The sequence below is a fragment of the Bradyrhizobium australiense genome, assembly GCF_013114825.1.
GTDB classification, from domain to species: Bacteria; Pseudomonadota; Alphaproteobacteria; order Rhizobiales; family Xanthobacteraceae; genus Bradyrhizobium; species Bradyrhizobium australiense.
Genome location: NZ_JAAVLX010000007.1, coordinates 549,981 through 569,889, shown reverse-complemented (window position 1 = coordinate 569,889; position 19,909 = coordinate 549,981). Strand labels below are relative to the sequence as shown.

The following is a 19,909-nucleotide window of genomic DNA, read 5'->3' as shown; positions in this document are numbered from 1 at the left end:
AGTTAAGCGCTTGCGCCGCTCAGGTATCGGCGGCAGATTTGCAAGCGCGACATCAAGATCGCCAATAACGAATATCCGAGGAACCCTGATGGCGACCACGCGGATCGACTGCGACATCCACCCCGCGGTGGGCGGCACCCGCACCACGCTCTTGCCCTATCTCGACGATCATTGGAAAGAGCAGGTCGTCAGCCGGGCCATCGACGGCCTCGATCTCAATTCTTATCCCCCCAACATGCCGTTCTCCGGCCGGGCCGACTGGCGGCCGGCCAATGGCAAGCCGGGCAGCGATCTCAAGCTGGCGCAGCGCGGCGCGTTCGATCAACTCGGTTCGAGCCACGCGATCTGCAACGTGGTGTACGGCGCACAGGCCGTGTTCGATTCTTATATGGCGGCCGGTTTCTGCAAGGCGATCAACGACTGGATTGCGGCCGAATGGCTATCGAAGGATTCACGGCTGAGCGCCTCGATCGTGCTGCCCCTGCAGGCGCCGGATCTCGCGGTGGAGGAAATCGAGCGCAGAGCCGGCGACAACCGCTTCGTCTCCGTGCTGGTGCTGGCGCAGGGCGAGACGCTGCTCGGACGCCGGCATTTCTGGCCGGTGTGGCAGGCGGCTGCGAAACACAAGCTGCCGGTCGCGATCCATGCCGGCAGCGCCTATCGCACGGCGCCGAGCTCGATCGGCTGGCCGTCCTATCGCTACGAATATTATCTGGCCGAAGCGCAGGCATTTCAGGCCCAGGTGCTGAGCCTGATCTATGAGGGCGTGTTCGGCAAGTTCCCCGATCTCAAGGTCGTGCTGATGGAATCAGGCGTGAGCTGGCTGCCGGCCTTCATGTGGCGCGCCAACAAAACCTGGCGCGGCGTGCGCGTCGAGGTGCCCTGGGTCGAGCGCGAGCCGGCCGCGATCATCCGCGACCATATTCGCGTCACCATGCAGCCATTCGACGGGCCGCCGGATGCGGCCGGCGTTGCAGACGTCATCGAGCAGATCGGCTCCGACAAGATGTTCCTGTTCGCATCCGACTATCCGCACTGGCAGTTCGACGGCGATGATCCGATGCCGCCGCATCTGCCGGCCAGCATTGTCTCGCGAATGTGCGCCGACAATCCGCTTGAAACGTTTCCGCGGCTGAAGCTCGCTGCATAGTTTCCAAGGAGGATCGCATGAGTGATGTCATCGACCGCCCCATCCTCGGCGAGGAAGTCGCCGCCCAAAGCCGGCTGCGCATCATCGATTGCGACGTGCATCCGAGCATTCACGCGCATTCAGACATCGAGCAGTTCCTGCCGAAGCGCTGGCAGGAGCATTTGCGCACCTACGGCAGCCATCTGCGCACGCCCTATATCGGCACCACGCCATACCCGCGCTCCTCGCCGCTGATCGCGCGCCGCGACGCCTGGCCGCCGACCGGCGGGCCTCCGGGCTCCGATCTCGATTTCATGCGCAAGCAGCACCTCGATCCGCTCGATATCGAGTACGGTATTTTGCAGGTGCTCGATCTCTTCATCTTCTCGCAGCAGAACCTGGAATTCGGCGCTGCGATCCAGCGCGCCATCAACGACTGGCAGCTTGCGTTCTGGTCCGACCGCGATCCGCGGCTGAAGGCCTCGATTCTCGCCGGCCAGGACGACACAGAGTTCGCCATTGCCGAGATCGAGCGTTGCGCGAAAATCGGCCGCTATGTGCAGATCAACGTCTGCCCGCGAGCCAACGAGCCGCTCGGCCGCCGTCGCTACTGGCCGATCTATGCCCGCGCGCAGGAACTCGGCCTGCCGCTCGGCATTCACGTCGGCGGTTATGGCGGGCACGCGCCGACCGGCGGCGGCTGGCCGTCTTATTATGTCGAGGAGCACCAGTCGAACGCGCACACTATGGCTGCGCAGCTCACCAGTCTCGTGCTCGAAGGCGTGCCTGAGCGATTCCCGAACCTGAAGATCGTGTTCATCGAAGGCGGGTTTGGCTGGATCCCGTCCGCCACCTGGCGCATGGACCGGCACTTTGCAAGTTTCCGCAGCGAGGTGCCGCATCTCAAGCGCAGGCCTTCGGAATATGTGAAGGAGCATTTCTGGTTCACGACGCAGCCGATCGACGAGCCCGATGAAGCCAGGCATCTGCGCTCGCTGATCGAATGGGTCGGCGCCGATCGCCTGCTGTTCTCGTCGGATTATCCGCACTGGGATTTCGACGACCCGCGCTACGCGTTCAAAACGCCGCTGACGGAAACCGAGCGCCGGAAAATCTTCAATGGCAACGCGCGTGCGCTCTACAAGCTCTGAGTTACGACAAGGACAACATGGCCCGTCACATCGTCGCCCGCACCTCGGACATCCCACCAGGCGGCAACAAGGTGTTCGGCATCGAGGGCCGCGACATCGTCGTGTTCCACGTCAATGGCGAGTTCTTCGCACTGCTCAATCGCTGCCCGCACGAGGGCGCGCCGCTGGAGAAGGCCGCCTGCGTCGCGCGCCTGACCTCGCCGGAGCCCGGCGTCTATCATCGCTCCCGCGTCGGCGAACTCCTGCGCTGCCCGTGGCACGGCTGGGAATTCGACATGCGCAACGGGCAGTCCTGGTTCGACCCCAAGCGCGTGAAGGTGCGCTCCTATCCGGTCGCGATTGAGAGCGGCGAGGAATTGCAGAAGGGGCCTTACGTGGCCGAGACGTTTCCGGTGCGTGTCGAAGACAGTTACGTCATCATTGAGACGTAGCTGTGCTTTCGATCTCATCCAGAGGAGCCGCGCTTTGCGCGGCGTCTCGAAGGATGAAGGCCCGTCTGTGGCTCATGGTTCGAGGACGCGCGAAGTCGCGCTCCTCACCATGAGGGTCTAGCCAGCCTTCTCCACAAGCCCGTCGACCATCGCGCGCACAATCGCAGCTATTTCCTCGCGCAACGCCCCGACCGGCACCGCGATCAGCTTCTGCTCGAGCCCGAGCAGCACCATGCCGTGCACGGCCGAAAAGAGACTGCGCGCCGTCACGCCCAATTCGCCCTGCGATCGTTCTGGAAATAGCGTGGCGAGCGGGTGATAGATATGTCGGAACAGATTCATCTGTTCATCGATCGCCCATTCCGGCACCGGCTTGCCAGGCGCCATGCGATGCTCGAACAGCGCGCGCCACAGTTCGAGATTTTCGGCGGCGAAATCGCAATAGGCGACCGCTATGCGGACCAGCGTCTCACGAGGAGAGGCCAGCCCATCGCCTTCGGCAGTCGTGAGCGCGGCGTCGAGCCGCGCGAGCGTGCGCGACCCCACGCGCAGGATCAGTTCGTCCACGTCTTCGACGAGGTTATAGACCGCGCCGTTGGCGATGCTGATGTCCCGCGCCAGATCACGTGTTTTCAGGCTAACCAGCCCCCCTGCGGCAATCCGTCGCTCCGCAGCTTCGATCAGGGCTTCCCGGAGTTTATCCCGTCTTTCCAATGCTTTAGAGATCATTTTTCAGTCTTGAGCGCCGCTCAAAACAATTCTTGAGCAATGCTCACGCTCCTGCTACAACCAATTCGTGAGCAATGCTCATAGCACAGGGAGCTACCAATGTTCAAAACTGTTTTGACGCTTTTCCGGGGCAGCGTGGCTGCCGCGGGGGAAGAATTGGAAGACCGCGCAGCGCTGCTGATTCTCGACCAGCAGATGCGCGATGCCGCCGCGGCGGTCGAACGTTCCAAGCGCTCGCTGGCGCTGGCAATCGCAGGCGACCAGCAGGAGGGCCGCCGTCTCGACGCCACCAATGCCCGTATCGCCGATCTCGAAGTCCGCGCCACTGCCGCGCTCGACGGCGGTCGCGAAGATCTCGCCCGCGAGGCTGCGCAGGCGATCGCCAATCTCGAAGCCGACCGCGATGCCGCGATGACCGCGCGGACCCTGTTCGCGACCGAAATCGCCCGCATGAAGCGCCAGGTTTCCAATGCCGAGGCGCGGATCACCGAACTCGACCGCGGCCGTCGCATCGCTCGTGCGTCTGAAGCGGTCCGCGCGCTTCGCCGAGGCGACATCGAGGCCGCGCGTCCTTACGAATCCACGCTGCCGGAAGCGGAGAACACGCTGAAGCGGCTGCGTGAACGGCAGATCGAGGCCCAGGCCGCCGCCGACGCCCTGATCGAACTCGATGTTGCCAGCGGTCCGCTGGCAACCGCCGAAAAGCTCGCCGAACAGGGCTTTGGGCCACGCCTGAAATCAACCGCGGACGACGTGCTCGCGCGGTTGAACGTCAAACGCACGCAAGCCGCCTGACACTCAACTTGCTCGATTAAACCCATATCAACAGGAGATTATCGTGAACCAGAATGTCCAACCCCACAGCGGTGCCTGGGTTACCTTCACCTATGCTTCGTTTTCCGCCTCGGCCATCATGGTCGCCATCGGCGTGTTCTTTCTGCCGCTCGATCTCTGGATCAAGGGCTATCTCGCGATGGGCATCGTCATGCTGGTGCAGTCCTGCGTCACCCTGACCAAGACCGTGCGCGACATGCACGAGAGCGGCAAACTAGTGAACCGCATCGAGGACGCCAAGGCCGAACGGCTGCTGATGGAAGTTTCCAAGGCTGCTTAATTTCCAAGGCCGCGTAGCCTGTGACGCGGTGCTGGCGAGGTCGAGCGGCGGATGTTTCCGCATCCGCCGTTCGCTTGTCCAAGGGAATGCTCATGTCTCCTGAGAATCCTCCTGAAAATAAAAACGGCAGCAGGCCTTCGATTTCGCCTGGGCTGCAAAGCGCGCTCGTGTTCATGCTGCTGGGTCCGGTACTCGGAGTTCTCGCTGCATTATCAGTGGTGACCGTCATGATCGGCGGATATCACGTCGACTCTTACGGCATTCCGATAGCGTTTTTCTTCAGCCTGATTGTATGCGCGATCACCGCTCCTGTTGATGGCGTCTTGGCTTATGCTGTGCCCATTTCCATGAGGGCGCCCTTGACCATGATCGTCGGGGCGGCCGTTGCCGTCGGTCTCTGCCTCTTTCTGGGAATCCTGCTGGGGAGCAAGATGATGCCGCCGCTGCACATGCTGATTCCGATAGCAGTCATCGGAGCGCTCAATACCGGCACGTGCTCGCTGCTCGCGTACTATTATTACCGCAGGAAGGCTTGATCCGGCCAGCATCCAGCGCCCACCGTTGCTTGTCATGAATCATTTGATGCCTCCGCTCAATGTATCGTTTACTCTGCCGCAACCTAAAGGTGCTCAGGTCACTGCTTATTAATTGCGCGGGCGCAAAAACCCGTAACGGACGCGGTAGCGGAACCAGCAGCGAAACGCGCAACCGTTCGAACGGTCCCTCGTCGAAATTTCATCACCAGCAATGGCGCCATGAATCAGAATGTCCAGCATCACAGCAACGCCTGGCTCACCTTCCCCTACACTTCTTCGCAATCTCGGGCGTCCTGGTCGCGGTCGGCCTGTACTTTCTTCCCGTCGATCTCTGGATCAAATGTTACCTTGCGATATCGGCATCGTGATGCTGATCCAATCCTGCGTCACTCTGACCAAGACCGTGCGCGACATGCACGAGAGCGAACGGCTGGTGAACCGCATCGAAGACGCCAAGCCCGAACGGCTGTTGATGGAAGTTTCCAAAGCCGCTTAGAAATCTGCTTGATTTCCAAGACCCCGTAACCTGTGACGCGGCGCTGGGGGAAGGCGGGCGGCGGATGTTTCAGCATCCGCCGTTTGCCTGTTCCTTCGGAATGTCTGACTGCACCAACACATCGTTTACCCTGCGGCGACCGCAACATGTCGCGCTCATGGCTCCTTAACGGCCGCGCGCATAAATCCGCCCCCGAGTGGGAAAGCGGCATGGCGTCTGTCTGGAGCGATAATTCGGCGATCCGTCACGCCTTGGGGCAGCTCCGCTCCGCGGCTACGCGTCTGGGCGGATATGGCCTCTTCTGGCTGAAGGCGTTGCGCCAGCCCACCATCGATCTCACCCTGCGCACCCACGCCGAGCTGATCACGCGAATCATCGAATCCCCCGGTCTGTCGCTTTCCGAAACCGAACTCGACGAACTGGTTTCCCAACTGCGCACCGTGGCGGAGAAGACGCTGCCGAAGGAGAGCCTCACCTACGGAATATTCTCCGGCGGGCGCGAACGGCTGTCGCGCGCCATCGTCACGCTGATCTCTGAGGAAGCGACCGGGCGGCCGATCGCGTTCAACGCGCTGTCGGTCATGAAGGTCGAGCTCGATGGCGAGCCGGTGGAGGTCACGCATCTCGGGCTGGTCATGGTCGACCCCGACGAGCGGGGGCAGGGGCTTTCCTGGGTGCTTTATGGTCTGACGGCGCTCGTTCTGTTTGCCCGTGACGGCCTGCGTCCGAAATGGATCTCGAACGTCACCCAGGTGCCGTCGGTCGTCGGCATGGTCAGCCAGACCTTTTCTGATGTCTTTCCCTCGCCCCATCCGGACTCACGGCAGAGTTTTGCCCATCTACAATTGGCGCGCGGCATCATGTCCTGTCACCGCGCCGTGTTCGGCGTGGGTGAGGAAGCCGGCTTCGACGAGGCCCGGTTTGTCATCACCAATGCCTATACCGGCGGATCGGAGGCGCTGAAGAAAACCTTCGAAGCCGCGCCCAAACATCGCGATGAGCAATATAACGCCTGGTGTGCGCGCGTGCTCGATTACGCCAGGGGCGACGACGTGCTGCAGCTCGGCCGCATCGATCTCGCCGGTGCGCGCCGTTACATTCAGCGGGATGTGCCGACCGGTTCATTGCCGGCACTGCTCGCCGCTTCCGCCGTGCTGGCGTTGCAGCGGCTAATACTGCCGGTGGTTTACTGGTTCGACGACACGCGTCCGTTCGGCAGCTTGCGGCCTTGGCGAGGGAACGGCCGATGACGCCGGGCATGATCGCCGATTCAATCGTCAATCTCTGCGGCGCGATCGGGCTTGGCGTCGCCATGGTCTCGCTGCATCGGCGCGATCCGAAGGGCCCGCTGACGCGGCGTCTTTTGGTGGCGCTTGGCATCATCGCCTTGCTGTTCCTGGTGCGTGGCACCGCGTGGTGGAGCGGCAGCGCGATGCTCAACAACCTCTCGGCAATTCCGGCCGCACTGATCCCGCTCGGCGCATTGATCGTCACCGAAGGCATCCTGCGGTGTCATGCCCCGCGCCCAGCCAAGATCGCAATTCTGAGCGGTGGGATCGCGCTCGGCCTCACCGGCGCCGCAGGATCGGAGACCCTGGCCACGCCCGCCGCCATCCTGCTCGCGCTGTTCCAGCTTGGCGGCTTCGCCATCTGCGCTTGGCTGCTGGCGACGCGCGACCGGGCCACACTGATGGCGTCCGAGAATCGCATCGTCGGCCGTCTCGCCGTCGGCGCCATCCTTGTGATTCCCTTCATCATCACAGGTTTCAGGGTGCTGATTCCGGATATTCCGGTCAGGCTCGGGGCGTTGGGGGCGCTGCTCGTCGTGACCGCGATCCTGATCGCGGACCACGGCGCGGAAACGCAGCGTCAGGCGTTGATGATGACGGCACTGCGGCTGTCGAGCTCGGCGCTTCTCGGTATTGCCGCGGCGTTCGTTGCGCCGGATGTCGATGCGGCGCAAGTAATGCGATTTGGCGCCATTGCCATCGCAGGCGTTCTCACCATCGGGCTGATGGTGGATGCACTGCGCGCCCACTTCGAATCGCACGTTCCCGGTGTTCTCAATTCCGTCGCGGCCTCGCCTGCCAGAACGCGCGACGCGCTGATCGCGGAACTCGCGCGTCATCCGATCTTCGAGAGCGCCCGGCGTTATCGGGAGAGCGAACTCTCGACCTACGATCCGCACTTGCTGCGCGATTTTCTCTCGACCCGGCGGGTGCTGCGCCGGCCCGATGCGCCGTGGGGGCTGACATCGTTCGATCCGGCCGTCGAACGCGTGGTGTCGCTACTGGCAGCCAACAGCGCTACGCATCTTATCGTGCTATCGCACGACCCGATCGACGTCATCGCGCTTGCGGTTCCCGTGACTTCGGCCGATCCGGCCACGGAAACGGCGCTGGCCCTGGTGCGGCGTCTGCTGGCGTTGACGCCGGAGACGACGTGAGTTTCGGTCATGAGATTTTTCACGCGCGACGTACGAAATGCATCGTGACTGTGATAAGACCGCCGCCGTAGCGGGTTCATGACGGGGTCGGCCGATGTCGAAGCAAGCGATGCGTGAGGAGGCCGAGCGCCTGATCCGCGAGACGATGGAAAGGAAGACCATCGTCGTCAAACAGGGAAATACCAGGATCGAGGCGGTCTGCGGCAAATGCGGCGCGCCGAACCGCGTCCAGGCCGAGAAGGGTGCGAGGCGCGTCAAGTTCGCCTGCAAGCAATGCGGCCACAAACAGGAAACGCTGTAGGGTTCCTGTGAGCTTAATCAAAGCTGTCATTGCCCGCCAACGGGTCGCGCGAATGCGCGCCCGATGACAGGCTCCGGCGGGCAATCCAGTATTCCAGAGACGCCAGCCATGGACTCGAAAGGCCGCGGCGTACTGGATACCCCGCATTCGCGGGGTATGACGGCTGCCTATAAGCCCTTCACAAACTTCGCAAACGCCTCCGCGTAATCCGGATGCCAGCGCGACAGTGCGGGGCGGTTTTCCACGATGTCGCCGATGGCCCACAACATCCGACGCTCATCGAGCTGCCGGGGCACGTCATTGTCCGGACAGAGGATGTAAAAGTCGCCGGCGTCGATGCGTTCGATCATGAAATCCACCGTCTGCTCCGGCGTCCATGCGCCCGGTGGCTTCTCGGTGCGGCCGCGCGCGGTAAGGGGCGTGAAGACGTGGCCGGGGATCATCAGATGCGCACTGATCTTGCAGCCCGGCAGGTTCCGCAATTCGTGCTGCAGCGCCTCCGTCTGCGCTTTGACGCCGGCCTTTGAGACGTTGTAGGCGGGATTGCCGGGCGGCGTCGTAACGCCTTGCTTGGAGCCGGTGTTGATCACGAGGCCGTGGCGCCCGCGTTCGGTCATGTAAGGCACGAAAGCCTGCGTGCCGTGAATGACGCCCCACAGGTTCACCGCGAGAATGCGCTGCCAGTTCTCCAGCGGACCAAAACTGTTGCTGTCGGGGCCAATGCCGGCATTGTTCATCAGGATGTCGGTACCGCCGAACCGTTTTTGCACTGCGGCTTCCAGCCCTGCGACATCCTCGAACCGGCTGACGTCGACGGACGCGGTCATGACATCCGCGACGCCGCCCTTCGCGACAGACGCCAGTTGTGCCGCGGCATCGGCGAGGCGCTCGGCGCCGATGTCGGCGATGCACACCTTCATGCCGAAGCCGGCGAAACGGATCGCCGCGGCGAGCCCGATGCCGGAGGCGCCCCCGGTGATCACTGCAACATGATTTGGCGACATCGCAGGATGGGGCATCGTCGTTCTCCGGACAGATGAGGCACGTATTTGCAGGCCGACACCTTAGACTACCATGTACCAATCGGTATGGGAGGTTTTCGTATCGGCTGCTTTCCGCAATGGTTCGGCCGCATTGCGGTTTCATGCCACCGTTATAGATAGACAAACATAGCGGCATAGGATTTCAACCAGCTTCAAGGAGTATAAACATGGCTGTCACGCAGGCGATTCCGATCACGCGCCATCCTTACGCAGATGGTTCCTATAAGAGGATGCTGATCGACGGTCAGTGGATCGATGCCGCCTCCGGCAAGCGGTTCGAGACCCACAATCCGGCGACCGGCGAATTGCTCGCGACCGTCGCCGAGGGTGACGCGGAGGACATCAACCGCGCGGTGGCGGCGGCCCGCCGCGCCTTCGAGGGGCCGTGGAGCAAGGTCAAGCCGTATGAGCGGCAAGGCCTGTTGTTGAAGCTCGCCGATCTCGTCGAGAAGCATTTCGAGGAGCTTTCGCAGCTTGATACGATGGACATGGGCGCGCCGATCAGCCGTACCCGCGGCAACAGGCTGCGCGTGCTCGGCATGCTCCGCTATTACGCCGGGCAGGCGACGGCGCTGCACGGCGAAACCATCGAGAACTCGTTGCCTGGCGAGATCTTCTCGTACACGCTGAAGGAGCCCGTCGGGGTGGTCGGAGCGATCATCCCCTGGAACGGGCCGCTCGCTGCGACCGTCTGGAAAATCGGTCCCGCGATCGCAACCGGCTGCACAGTGGTATTGAAACCTGCCGAGGAAGCGCCGTTGACTTCGCTGCGGCTCGCCGAGCTCTGCATGGAAGCCGGCATCCCGCCTGGCGTCGTCAATGTCGTGCCCGGCTATGGCGAGACGGCAGGTGCGGCGCTCGCCTCGCATCCTGATGTTGACAAGATCGCCTTCACGGGGTCGCACATCACGGGACAGTCGATCATTCGCGCCTCCGCCGGCAACCTCAAGCGTGTGTCGCTCGAACTCGGCGGCAAGTCGCCGGACATCGTTTTCGCCGATGCCGATCTCGATGCGGCGGTGCCGGGCGCTGCGATGGCGGTGTTCGCCAATTCCGGGCAGATCTGCAGCGCGGGTACGCGGCTGTTCGTCGAGCAGAAAGTCTATGACGAATTCGTCGGCCGCGTCGCCGAATTCGGCAAGAAGCTGCAGGTCGGCAACGGCCTCGATCCGAGCACGCAGATCGGGCCATTGGTCTCGCAGCAGCAGATGGATCGCGTCTCTGATTATCTCGATATCGGCCAGAAGGAAGGCGCCAAGGCGGTGGCCGGCGGCGGCCGCCTGACCGAAGGCGCGCTCTCGAAGGGGTTCTTCGTGCAGCCGACCGTGTTCGCCAATGTGCAGGACAATATGCGGATCGCGCAGGAGGAAATCTTCGGTCCGGTGATCTCGGCGATTTCCTTTGAGGATACCGACGAACTGGTCCAGCGCGCCAATGCCACAACATTCGGCTTGGGCAGCGGCGTCTGGACCACCAATGTCAGCAAGGCGCACCAGGTCGCGAAGGCGCTGCGCGCCGGCTCGGTCTGGGTGAACTGCTATCAGGCGATGGACCCGGCCGTGCCGTTCGGCGGTTACAAGATGAGCGGCTATGGCCGCGAGTCCGGCAAGCAGCACGTCGAGGAATATCTCAACGTCAAGGCGGTCTGGATCAAAACGGCCTGAGATACTTCGATCGGCGGATGCGATGACGGCGGCTTCGGCCGCCGTTGTCCGGTGATCGCGCTTCTTATTGGCTGGCGGTTTTCCTTGGCCGCCTATCCTTGCGCAACGCCTGCAATTCCGTGCGCGCGGCCCTTGCGGCGGTGCATTCGATCTTGCGGTAGCGCGCGACCAGCGAGAGCCCGAACGGCGTTGCGTCCCAAACCTTTTACGAACAAGCTGAAGCGGTTACATATCCGTATCAACACGGGGTTCTGGAAGAGACATGAATTATCCATCGTTGTTTTCGCCGCTCAAGGTTGGTCCCTATCAACTTCAGCATCGCCTCGTGATGGCGCCGCTGACGCGGATGCGGGCGGCCAAGCCATCGCTCGCGCCGCACCCGTTGAACGCCGAGTATTACGCGCAGCGCGCGACGCCGGGCGGATTGCTCATCGCCGAAGCCTCGCCCGTGATGGCGACGGGGTTCGGCAGCCCCGGCGTGCCCGGCATCTATACGGAAGCGCAGATCGCGGGCTGGCGCGAGGTGGTCGATGCGGTTCACGCCAAAGGCGGAATCATTTTCCTGCAGCTCTGGCATGTCGGGCGCGTCTCGCATTCGTCGTTCCAGCCCGGTGGTGTGCTGCCGGTCGCGCCGTCGGCAGTACCGATTGCGGACTTGAAGACCGGGACCGCCGACGGCAAGGCGGTGCCTTACGAGACACCGCGCGCGCTTGAAACATCGGAAATTCCAGGCGTGGTCGACGCCTATCGAGAGGCCGCGAAGAACGCGCTTGCCGCTGGCTTCGATGGCGTCGAAGTGCACGGCGCCAATGGCTATTTGATCGAGCAATTCCTGCAGTCGCACACCAACCTGCGCACCGATCAATATGGCGGCTCGATTCCGAACCGCGTGCGCTTCCTGATGGAAGTGACGCACGCCGTGGTCGAGGTCTGGGGCGCCGACCGCGTCGGCGTGCGGCTGTCGCCCTATGGTGTCGCTAATGGCAGCGGCGAGCCGGACCCGATGCCGCTCTACACGTATGCGGTCGAACAGCTCAACCCGCTTTGCCTCGCTTATCTGCATTTCATCGAGCCACGCTCCTCCGGCGCCGGCCGCGCCGAGGTCAACCACCAGAATGTGCCGTCGGCGATGGTGCTGTTCCGCCCGATCTGGAAGGGCGTGCTGATTACGGCCGGCGGATTTACCGGCGAGACCGCGGATGCGGCGATCCGGGATGGCCACGCCGACGCGGTCGCGTTCGGCCGCATCTTCATTTCGAATCCGGACCTGCCGCGCAGGCTGCAGCACGGCTTCCCGTTGACGCCCTACAACCGCGCCACCTTCTACGGCGGCGACGTGGCGGGCTATACGGATTATCCGGAGCACAGCGAACTGGAGCAGGCGTGAGAAGATCGTAGTCCGGATGAGCGTAGGCGAAGAGTAAACCGTCATTCCGGGGCGATGCGAAGCATCGAACTATGGTGCGCAATTGCGCACCTGAGAATCTCGAGAGTCCGGGTCTGGTGCTAACGCACCATCCCGGAATAACGGTATATTCGTCGCTTCGCTTCATCCGGGCGACATGTTCGCCGAGAGGGACAAAATGTTTCCGGAAGAAGAACCAGAAAAGAAGAAAAGCAAAGCCGTATCACTCGGCAAGCCTGCCGCCGGCCAATGCCTGTGCGGTAAGATCGCCATCGAGATCGACGTGCCGGCGCGCTGGGCCTGGCACGATCATTCGCCCGCGAGCCGCCGCGCGCATGGTGCGGCCTACGCAACCTATGTCGGAAGCTGGCGCAAGCGCTTCCGCATCACCAGGGGCAAGGCCAGTCTCACACGGTACGAAGACGACGCCACCAAGACCGTGCGCAGTTTTTGCTCCAATTGCGGCACGCCGATCGTCTATGAGCGTCCGCGCTCGCCGCACATGGTCAACATCCCCCGCGCGCTGTTCTCCGGCCGCACTGGCCGCCAGCCGCTCTATCACATCGCGATCGAGGAATTGCAGGAATGGGCCTATACCGGCGAACCGCTGGTGCCGCTGAAGGGATATCCCGGCGTGGTCTGGCAGCGCTCGAAAAAGAAGAAGCGGGCGGATCGTGAAGGGATGGTCTAGAGCGTGGACCCACTACGCGCAGCCAGCCATAGCCGGATGGATGCGAACTGGACGAAGGCGATAAGGGGCTTGAATCACGGCAAGACAGTCCGGCTCAACGTGGCCCGCCAAGGAGCGGGTCGGACGCTATGCACCCGAAAGCGGACCTATTATGCTCACCCTGAGCTTTGTCGTTCTTGACCCGCAACGGACGTGAGATAGCCTGAACCATCGCGCCGCAGCCGCCAGGCTTGGGCCTGGCTTACGCAAGATAACCGCCGTCGATTGCTAAGACCGTTCCTACAGCAAATGAGCTGGCCTCGGAACAGAGCCAAAGCACGGCCGCGGCTACTTCATCCGCTGTTCCTATGCTTCCACGAGGCGTTTGCTTCGTGATCGCCTTGGCAACGTCCTCGTCTCGCTTCATCCAATTCGCGACGGGCGGGGTGTTTATCCACCCGGGCGCAACAGCGCAGATGCGAGGACCTTGGGCGGCATGCTCCAGCGCAGCACTGCGGGTGAGGCCAATCACGCCGTGCTTTGCCGCTGAGTAGGCTGCTCCGCCAGGAAACGGATAGCCCCGCAATCCGTCGACCGACGCATTGTTGACGATCACGGATTTGCTCGGGTCCATCATTGCTGCGATTTCGGCATTCATGCACAAAAACACCGATGTCAGGAATCCATCGATCGTCTTGCGCCAGGCGTCCTCCGACATCTTAGCAACCGGAGCCGATCGTCCACTACTTCCGCCATTGTTGAATGCGTAGTCGAGGCAACCATGCATTTTCATGATCGCATCCATCAGACGCCCGACAGCCTTGCCATCAGTCGTATCAACCGGAAACCAGTGTGCATCGCCCAGCGCTGCAAGCTGCTTGAGCGCAGTTTTGGCCGTGGCTTCCCTCCGGCTTGCGATCACAACTTTTGCCCCCTGACGTGCAAACGCGCCGGCTGTGGCGAGACCGATACCACTACTACCCCCGGTGATAAGCACAACCTTCCCCTGCATATCTGGATAGGCCGGCATCGCGGAAGCTCGATCGCGAAGGCTATTTGCCACGTTTCCTCCATAGTCAAAAGATGCTGCAACGCTCGGCCCGTCCGCCATCAGATGGACAAAGGTGAATTTAGCACGATTGAGATGGCGCCGCCGTCCCTTATTGGCCCTTCAGGGACGTGCAAACAGCCGGTCACAACGTCTGCTACTCAGGGTAGACCGGAAGTGACCGCTTGGCCGGCAAAACGGCGCTCATGACCCAAATCAGACGCTGGCTAGATTACTACATGCACGGATTAAGATACGAACAGACGTACACCAGCCCGCCATAGGCTCCGATCAAAATTACCGGAAGGCATGGAATGAAAAATCGAAACACGCCGACGCCCTCCTGATATAAGCCCAAGCCAAGAAAGGCGAGCCAGCCGCACAGAACTACCCCACTGAACAGGAATGTCGCGTTGGCGGCTTTATGCAACGGCCAATGCACACTAGCGACCGAAAACACAATCGACGGTCCGAGCAATCCGATTGCACCGATTATGAGTGAAATTTTTAGGTAGTCTGTCACAGCCCGCACTCCGGTCGCACTGACGCCCTGTGATTTAACGGGAAACAACGCGATAGCGCAACTCAACTGACCAGGACTGCTTTTGGCCCTCCTGCGACATCGGGCTGTGTCCGCTATTCCGCCGCTGTTGAGGTTGAGCGGACATCAGTCAGTCGCTTAATGAGTACACGGCCTAGAGCGGCACGAGGCCGTGACGACGGACCATCTCGTGCGTCGGACGCAAGCGGCCTGAGTGCTGCGAGCCGGGTCCCATTCTACTTTGCATGGGGTTGTTTTCGCGATTTGTGTCTGAGTCCCGCAGTGTACCACTGCCGCGCTACACGGCGCCCGCGACACGGAAAATGTCTGTGCAGAGCAGCCATGACCGCCCTCCATTGCTTACACGTGCCAAGTTTGGTCTTCTGCTTCCGCCCCGCACGTCATCGAAGCGGCGGGCGGGAGGAAAAATGAAGAACAAGATCACCGGCCGTTCGGCATTCCTGGCATTGCTGAAAGACGAGGGCGTTACGCATCTGTTCGGCAATCCCGGCACGACTGAACTGCCGATCATGCACGCGCTGAAGGACCATCCCGACCTCACCTATGTGATGGCGATGCAGGAGAGCCTCGTCGTCGCCATGGCCGACGGTTTCAGCCGCGCCTCCGGAAAACTCGTTGCCTGCAACGTCCATGTCGCGCCCGGGCTCGGCAACGCCATGGGCTCGCTCTACAACGCCAGCTTTACCGGCACGCCGCTGATCCTGACCGCCGGCCAGCAGGAGCAGGGCCACGGCCTGACGGAGCCGGTGCTCTATGGTCCGCTGGTGCAGATGGCCGCGCCGCTGGTGAAATGGGCGGTGGAGGTGACGCGGCTGGAGGATCTGCCGCGGATTGTGCGCCGCGCCGCCAAGATCGCGACCACGCCACCGACGGGGCCGGTGTTCATCTCGCTGCCGGGCGATATTCTTAATTCCGAAGCCGGCATCGAGCTTGGCCGCTCCACCCGCGTCGATACCCGCGTCAAGCCGTCGGAAGAGTCGCTGCAGACGCTCACCGGCCGCATCCTGAAAGCAGAGCGGCCCGTGATCATCGTCGGTGACGAGATCGTCAAGAGCGATGCGTTGCAGGAGGCAGCGCAACTGGCGGAAACGCTGGGCTGCCCGGCGTACCAGTCGTCGACGCCCTATGGCGCGCATTTCTTGTCCGAAAGTCCGTGCTTCATGGGCGCGCTGGCGCGCATCCAGAAGATCGCCCGCGATACACTCGCGCCCTACGATCTCCTCATTGCGCTCGGCGGCGATCCCTTGCGGATGTCCGTCTACAGCGAAGTCGATCCGTTGCCGGACGGGCTTTCGATCGTGCAGGTTGGCCTCGTCGATCACGACCTCGCCAGGAACTACGGCGCAGACATCGCGCTCAAGGCCGATGTGCGGGAAACTTTGCGCGTCCTGGTGCCGGCACTGAAGGCTTCGGGCGGCAGCGCGCTTCAGGCGCGCGCGAAGCAGGGATTGGACGCACTCGCCTCCAAGAACTGGACGGCCCGGCGCAAGCCGCTGGTCGAACAGATTGCGAAACATGCCGACACCTCGCCGATCGATCCGGACTGGCTGGCGCTGCAAGTGGTCGAGGCGATGCCCGACAACGCGATCCTGGTCGACGAAGGATTGACGTCGTCGCGGCAGATGATCGCGCTACGCCCGCACCGCGAACGCTATGGCTATCATGCGCTCGCCTCGGGCGGCATCGGCTGGGGACTGCCGGCGTCCGTCGGCGTCAGCCTCGCCCATCCGCAGCGGCCCGTCGTGTGTTACTCCGGCGACGGCAGCGCGATGTATTCGATCCAGTCGCTGTGGACCGCGGCGAACCACAAGCTGCCGCTGACATTCGTCATCGTCAACAATGGCGGTTACCGCATCATCAAGCAGCGGCTGCTCGCCTTTCACGGCGATGATCATTATGTCGGCATGGATTTTGTCGATCCCCCGGTGGATTTTACGGGCGTGGCGAAGTCGCTGGGGTTGGAAGCGACGAAGGTGACTGATCCCGGTCAGTTGAAGTCGGTGTTGTCGTCGGCCTTCAGCCGCCCCGGCGCAAAGCTGATCGAGATCGTCGTGAGCAATGCGGTGAACTGAGCCGTTATTGCGAAATCGTAGAGTGGGCAAAGCGACCCCGTCCGCCGTAGCTCAACGAGCGAAGGCGGAAGCGTGCCCACCATTCAGAAACGATGTAGATGGTGGGCACGGCGCAAGTGCGCCTTCCCACTCTACGAGTTACTCCGCCGCTTTCGCCGCTCCATGCGGGCGAAATCTCGCGGCCGGATGCTGCTCTGTCAGCCGTGCGCGGCCTGTGCCGAACAGCTTCTCGCGCAGCGTTCCCTTCGCATATTCGCTCTTGTACCGGCCGCGCCTTGTCAGTTCAGGCACCAGCATGTCGGCGATATCCTCAAAATCGCCGGGCGAGGTAGCGAACGCGACGTTGAGGCCGTCGACATCGGTCTGCTCAAACCAGGCCTCGATGTCGTCGGCAACCTTTTCGGGCGTGCCGACCACGACTGGTCCGGCGCCGCCGATGCCGACATGCTCGACGACTTCGCGCACGGTCCAGACCCTATCAGGATCGGCGCGGGTGACGTTGTCCAGCGCGGTGCGGCCGGCATCGTTCTGGACATGGCGCACTTCCTGGTCGAGGTCGTAGGTCGAGAAATCCACTCCGGTCCAGCCCGACATCAGCGCCAGCGCGCCTTCGGGGGCAATGTGCTTGCGGTAGTCGGCATATTTCGCTTTTGCCTCTGCCTCGGTGCGGCCGAGAATGATGGTCATCATGGAGAACATCAGGATTTCGGCGGGGTTGCGCCCAATCTCCTGCGCCAGGGTACGGATCGCGGCAACCCGCGGCCCGATGATCTTGGCCGACGGGCCCGACATGAACACGCATTCGGCATGCTGGGCTGCGAACTTTCGTCCGCGCGGCGAGGTGCCGGCCTGGTAGAGCACCGGCGTCCGCTGCGGCGACGGCTCGCTCAAATGAATGGCGTTGAGCTTGTAGTTGGCGCCTTCATGCTCAATCCGATGCACTTTCGACGGATCGGCAAAAATGCCGCGCGCGCGGTCACGTAGCACGGCGTCGTCTTCCCAGCTTCCTTCCCAGAGCTTGTAGACCAGTTCCATGTATTCATGCGCAATGTCGTAGCGGTCGTCATGCGCAGTCTGCTTATCCTTGCCGGCGCCGCGGGCGGCGCTGTCGAGATAGCCGGTCACTACGTTCCAGCCGACGCGTCCCTCCGTGAGATGATCGAGCGTCGACATTCTCCGTGCAAACGGGTAGGGCGGCTCGAAGGAAAGATTGCTGGTGACGCCGAAGCCGAGATTCTGCGTGACCGCCGCCATCGCCGGGATCAGCATCAGGGGTTCGTTGGCCGGCGTCTGCGCGGCATTGCGCAGGGCGGCGTCCGGGCTGTTACCGAACACGTCGTACACACCGAGCACGTCGGCGAGAAACAGCCCGTCGAACCGGCCGCGCTCCAGCGTCTTCGCCAGATCGAGCCAATAAGGCAGGCGGTTATAGTCGAGGGTGCGGTCGCGCGGATGGGTCCAGAGTCCCGGCGATTGATGCGCCACGCAATTCATGGCGAAGGCGTTGAGCCGGATTTGTTTTGTCATGACGCGTACCTCGAAGCGCGCAGAGTTCCCTCGCGCATTTGCCCGGTTAAGCGCCGGGCTGTTGCCTGAAATTGTTGCATCCTCGCTGCGTTTAGCAAGGCCCATTCGGCGGGCCCCTGCCACTTCCAGCGGGCGGCTTATCCCGATAGGTTGCGCCCCACACGTTAGCGAACAAAGGAAAGAAATATGGCTGATAGAGCCGACGCGATTGCGCGGGCACGTGAGCATCTTCATTCCGGCGCGTTTCTCGCCGAGCTCGGCCGCAGGGTTGGATATCGGACCGAGAGCCAGAATCCCGGCAGCGGCGAGGCGTTGCGCGCCTATCTCGTCGATGACCTTCAGCCGGCGTTCGCCGCGCTCGACTTCTCCACCCGCCTGATTGAATCGCCGACCGGCAAGGGCCCGTATCTGCTGGCGGACTATCGCGAGGACGCCTCGCTGCCGACCGTGCTCACCTATGGCCATGGCGACGTCGTCGACGGCATGGAAGGCGAATGGCGCGACAATCTCGATCCGTGGCAGGTCACGACCAAGGGCGAGCGCGTCTATGGCCGCGGCACCGCCGACAACAAGGGGCAGCACAGCATCAATCTCGCCGCGTTGCGCGCCGTACGCGAGACCCGCGGCGGCAGGCTCGGCTTCAACGCCAAATTCATCATCGAGACCGGCGAGGAGATCGGTTCGCCCGATCTGCGGCAGGTATGCGAAGCCCATCGCGAGGAGCTGAAGGCCGATCTGTTCCTGGCGTCGGACGGGCCGCGGCTCTCGGCCGATCGGCCGACGATCTTTCTCGGCTGCCGCGGCGGCAATCGCATTCACCTCGATGTCAATTTGCGCGAAGGCGGCCACCATTCCGGCAATTGGGGCGGCGTCCTCGTCAATCCCGCGACGATCCTTTGCAACGCGATCGCAAGCCTTGTCGACGGCAAGGGACGCATAAGGCTCGACGCGCTCAAGCCGCCGCGGATCTCAAACGCCGTCCGCGCGGCACTTGCGGATGTGAAGGTCGAGCCAACCGCCGACGAGCCGGCGCTGGCGCAAGACTGGGGCGAGGAAGGGCTGTCGCCGGCGGAGCGCCTGTTTGCCTGGAATACGCTGGAAGTTCTGGCGATGTCGTCCGGCAGTATCGAGAAACCGGCCAACGCCATTCCCGGGCGCGCCAATGCCGTGCTGCAGCTCCGTTTCGTCGTCGGCACCAAGTATGAAGAGGTCATCGACGCCGTGCGCGCTCATCTGCATGCCAACGGCTTTCCAATGGTGGAAGTCAGCGGCGCGCAGCGCTTCGCCGCCTCGCGCACCGATGTCGACAGCCCCTGGGTGAACTGGACCGCGAACTCGATCCGGCAGACCACCGGCAAGGCGCCGGCGATCCTGCCGAATTTCGGCGGCTCGCTGCCCAACGACGTGTTCGCCGAAGGGCTGGGGCTACCGACGATCTGGGTGCCGCATTCCTATCCCGGTTGTTCGCAGCATGCGCCGGACGAGCACATCCTGCTGCCGGTGACGGAAGAGGCGCTGGCGATCATGGCAGGGATCTTCTGGGACCTCGGCGAGATGAAGAAGGTACTTTAGCTGTTGCGTAGAT

General features: G+C 62.6%; 18 protein-coding genes and 1 pseudogene. 15 read left to right on the top strand and 4 right to left on the bottom strand.

Features of this window, described 5'->3' with window-relative positions; translation table 11 throughout:
- Window positions 1–88: 88 nt before the first annotated feature.
- Genes HCN58_RS23325 through HCN58_RS23315 form a run of 3 tightly spaced genes read left to right on the top strand, consistent with a single transcriptional unit; the run spans window position 89 to window position 2,711 of the window.
- Complete coding sequence (locus HCN58_RS23325; RefSeq protein WP_171581703.1) at window positions 89–1,150, top strand: amidohydrolase family protein; 1,062 nt, start codon at window positions 89–91, stop codon at window positions 1,148–1,150.
- A gap of 17 nt (window positions 1,151–1,167) precedes the next feature.
- Entirely contained in the window at window positions 1,168–2,280 is a 1,113-nt protein-coding gene (locus tag HCN58_RS23320) for an amidohydrolase family protein (protein WP_171581702.1), read from the top strand.
- A 17-nt stretch (window positions 2,281–2,297) separates the two neighbouring features.
- On the top strand, window positions 2,298–2,711 hold the full coding sequence (locus HCN58_RS23315; RefSeq protein ID WP_171581701.1) for a Rieske (2Fe-2S) protein: 414 nt from the start codon (window positions 2,298–2,300) through the stop codon (window positions 2,709–2,711).
- A 117-nt stretch (window positions 2,712–2,828) separates the two neighbouring features.
- On the opposite strand, the gene HCN58_RS23310 is transcribed toward HCN58_RS23315, so the two are convergent.
- Window positions 2,829–3,437, bottom strand: a complete 609-nt coding sequence (locus tag HCN58_RS23310; RefSeq protein WP_171581858.1) for a TetR/AcrR family transcriptional regulator — start codon at window positions 3,435–3,437, stop codon at window positions 2,829–2,831.
- Between the two features lie 102 nt (window positions 3,438–3,539).
- On the opposite strand from HCN58_RS23310, the gene HCN58_RS23305 reads away from it, so the two are divergent.
- The 7 genes and pseudogenes from HCN58_RS23305 (at window position 3,540) to HCN58_RS23275 (ending at window position 8,333) form a co-directional block, all read left to right on the top strand.
- The gene (locus tag HCN58_RS23305) at window positions 3,540–4,235 is read left to right on the top strand and encodes a PspA/IM30 family protein (protein WP_171581700.1); all 696 of its coding nucleotides are present in this window, start codon (window positions 3,540–3,542) and stop codon (window positions 4,233–4,235) included.
- Window positions 4,236–4,278: 43 nt separating this feature from the next.
- Entirely contained in the window at window positions 4,279–4,554 is a 276-nt protein-coding gene (locus HCN58_RS23300) for a YiaA/YiaB family inner membrane protein (protein ID WP_171581699.1), read from the top strand.
- Window positions 4,555–4,646: 92 nt separating this feature from the next.
- Complete coding sequence (locus HCN58_RS23295) at window positions 4,647–5,090, top strand: hypothetical protein (protein ID WP_171581698.1); 444 nt, start codon at window positions 4,647–4,649, stop codon at window positions 5,088–5,090.
- 219 nt (window positions 5,091–5,309) lie between these two features.
- Window positions 5,310–5,586 (top strand): annotated as a pseudogene (locus tag HCN58_RS23290) (YiaA/YiaB family inner membrane protein).
- 209 nt (window positions 5,587–5,795) lie between these two features.
- Complete coding sequence (locus HCN58_RS23285) at window positions 5,796–6,836, top strand: hypothetical protein (RefSeq protein ID WP_171581697.1); 1,041 nt, start codon at window positions 5,796–5,798, stop codon at window positions 6,834–6,836.
- Window positions 6,833–8,032 carry a hypothetical protein gene (locus HCN58_RS23280; protein WP_171581696.1) on the top strand — a complete coding sequence of 400 codons (1,200 nt, stop codon included), beginning with the start codon at window positions 6,833–6,835 and terminating at the stop codon, window positions 8,030–8,032. The genes HCN58_RS23285 and HCN58_RS23280 overlap by 4 nt, the downstream gene beginning before the upstream one ends.
- Before the next feature lie 94 nt (window positions 8,033–8,126).
- Complete coding sequence (locus tag HCN58_RS23275; protein ID WP_171581695.1) at window positions 8,127–8,333, top strand: hypothetical protein; 207 nt, start codon at window positions 8,127–8,129, stop codon at window positions 8,331–8,333.
- Between the two features lie 167 nt (window positions 8,334–8,500).
- Here HCN58_RS23275 and HCN58_RS23270 read toward each other — a convergent pair whose 3' ends face one another.
- Window positions 8,501–9,352, bottom strand: coding sequence for an SDR family NAD(P)-dependent oxidoreductase (locus tag HCN58_RS23270; protein ID WP_171581694.1), 852 nt, complete (start codon window positions 9,350–9,352; stop codon window positions 8,501–8,503).
- A gap of 191 nt (window positions 9,353–9,543) precedes the next feature.
- Between HCN58_RS23270 and HCN58_RS23265 the strand changes: the two genes are divergently transcribed.
- From HCN58_RS23265 to HCN58_RS23255, 3 genes are all read left to right on the top strand, one after another.
- Entirely contained in the window at window positions 9,544–11,040 is a 1,497-nt protein-coding gene (locus HCN58_RS23265; protein WP_171581693.1) for an aldehyde dehydrogenase family protein, read from the top strand.
- Between the two features lie 262 nt (window positions 11,041–11,302).
- Window positions 11,303–12,427: an alkene reductase gene (locus tag HCN58_RS23260; RefSeq protein ID WP_171581692.1), complete on the top strand. Its 1,125-nt coding sequence runs from the start codon at window positions 11,303–11,305 to the stop codon at window positions 12,425–12,427.
- Between the two features lie 196 nt (window positions 12,428–12,623).
- On the top strand, window positions 12,624–13,136 hold the full coding sequence (locus HCN58_RS23255; RefSeq protein ID WP_171581691.1) for a GFA family protein: 513 nt from the start codon (window positions 12,624–12,626) through the stop codon (window positions 13,134–13,136).
- Window positions 13,137–13,377: 241 nt separating this feature from the next.
- Here HCN58_RS23255 and HCN58_RS23250 read toward each other — a convergent pair whose 3' ends face one another.
- Window positions 13,378–14,145, bottom strand: a complete 768-nt coding sequence (locus HCN58_RS23250) for an SDR family NAD(P)-dependent oxidoreductase (protein ID WP_171581690.1) — start codon at window positions 14,143–14,145, stop codon at window positions 13,378–13,380.
- A gap of 987 nt (window positions 14,146–15,132) precedes the next feature.
- Between HCN58_RS23250 and HCN58_RS23245 the strand changes: the two genes are divergently transcribed.
- Window positions 15,133–16,797, top strand: coding sequence for a thiamine pyrophosphate-binding protein (locus tag HCN58_RS23245; protein WP_171581689.1), 1,665 nt, complete (start codon window positions 15,133–15,135; stop codon window positions 16,795–16,797).
- 138 nt (window positions 16,798–16,935) lie between these two features.
- On the opposite strand, the gene HCN58_RS23240 is transcribed toward HCN58_RS23245, so the two are convergent.
- The gene (locus tag HCN58_RS23240) at window positions 16,936–18,324 is read right to left on the bottom strand and encodes an LLM class flavin-dependent oxidoreductase (protein ID WP_171581688.1); all 1,389 of its coding nucleotides are present in this window, start codon (window positions 18,322–18,324) and stop codon (window positions 16,936–16,938) included.
- A gap of 186 nt (window positions 18,325–18,510) precedes the next feature.
- Between HCN58_RS23240 and HCN58_RS23235 the strand changes: the two genes are divergently transcribed.
- On the top strand, window positions 18,511–19,896 hold the full coding sequence (locus tag HCN58_RS23235; protein ID WP_171581687.1) for a M20 family metallopeptidase: 1,386 nt from the start codon (window positions 18,511–18,513) through the stop codon (window positions 19,894–19,896).
- The last annotated feature ends 13 nt before the right edge of the window (window positions 19,897–19,909 follow it).

Coding starts and splice junctions, on each gene's coding strand:
- HCN58_RS23325 (WP_171581703.1), top strand. CDS start 89: ATGGCGACCACGCGGATCGACTGCGACATCCACCCCGCGGTGGGCGGC.
- HCN58_RS23320 (WP_171581702.1), top strand. CDS start 1,168: ATGAGTGATGTCATCGACCGCCCCATCCTCGGCGAGGAAGTCGCCGCC.
- HCN58_RS23315 (WP_171581701.1), top strand. CDS start 2,298: ATGGCCCGTCACATCGTCGCCCGCACCTCGGACATCCCACCAGGCGGC.
- HCN58_RS23305 (WP_171581700.1), top strand. CDS start 3,540: ATGTTCAAAACTGTTTTGACGCTTTTCCGGGGCAGCGTGGCTGCCGCG.
- HCN58_RS23295 (WP_171581698.1), top strand. CDS start 4,647: ATGTCTCCTGAGAATCCTCCTGAAAATAAAAACGGCAGCAGGCCTTCG.
- HCN58_RS23285 (WP_171581697.1), top strand. CDS start 5,796: ATGGCGTCTGTCTGGAGCGATAATTCGGCGATCCGTCACGCCTTGGGG.
- HCN58_RS23280 (WP_171581696.1), top strand. CDS start 6,833: ATGACGCCGGGCATGATCGCCGATTCAATCGTCAATCTCTGCGGCGCG.
- HCN58_RS23275 (WP_171581695.1), top strand. CDS start 8,127: ATGTCGAAGCAAGCGATGCGTGAGGAGGCCGAGCGCCTGATCCGCGAG.
- HCN58_RS23270 (WP_171581694.1), bottom strand. CDS start 9,352: ATGCCCCATCCTGCGATGTCGCCAAATCATGTTGCAGTGATCACCGGG.
- HCN58_RS23265 (WP_171581693.1), top strand. CDS start 9,544: ATGGCTGTCACGCAGGCGATTCCGATCACGCGCCATCCTTACGCAGAT.
- HCN58_RS23260 (WP_171581692.1), top strand. CDS start 11,303: ATGAATTATCCATCGTTGTTTTCGCCGCTCAAGGTTGGTCCCTATCAA.
- HCN58_RS23255 (WP_171581691.1), top strand. CDS start 12,624: ATGTTTCCGGAAGAAGAACCAGAAAAGAAGAAAAGCAAAGCCGTATCA.
- HCN58_RS23250 (WP_171581690.1), bottom strand. CDS start 14,145: ATGCCGGCCTATCCAGATATGCAGGGGAAGGTTGTGCTTATCACCGGG.
- HCN58_RS23245 (WP_171581689.1), top strand. CDS start 15,133: ATGAAGAACAAGATCACCGGCCGTTCGGCATTCCTGGCATTGCTGAAA.
- HCN58_RS23240 (WP_171581688.1), bottom strand. CDS start 18,324: ATGACAAAACAAATCCGGCTCAACGCCTTCGCCATGAATTGCGTGGCG.
- HCN58_RS23235 (WP_171581687.1), top strand. CDS start 18,511: ATGGCTGATAGAGCCGACGCGATTGCGCGGGCACGTGAGCATCTTCAT.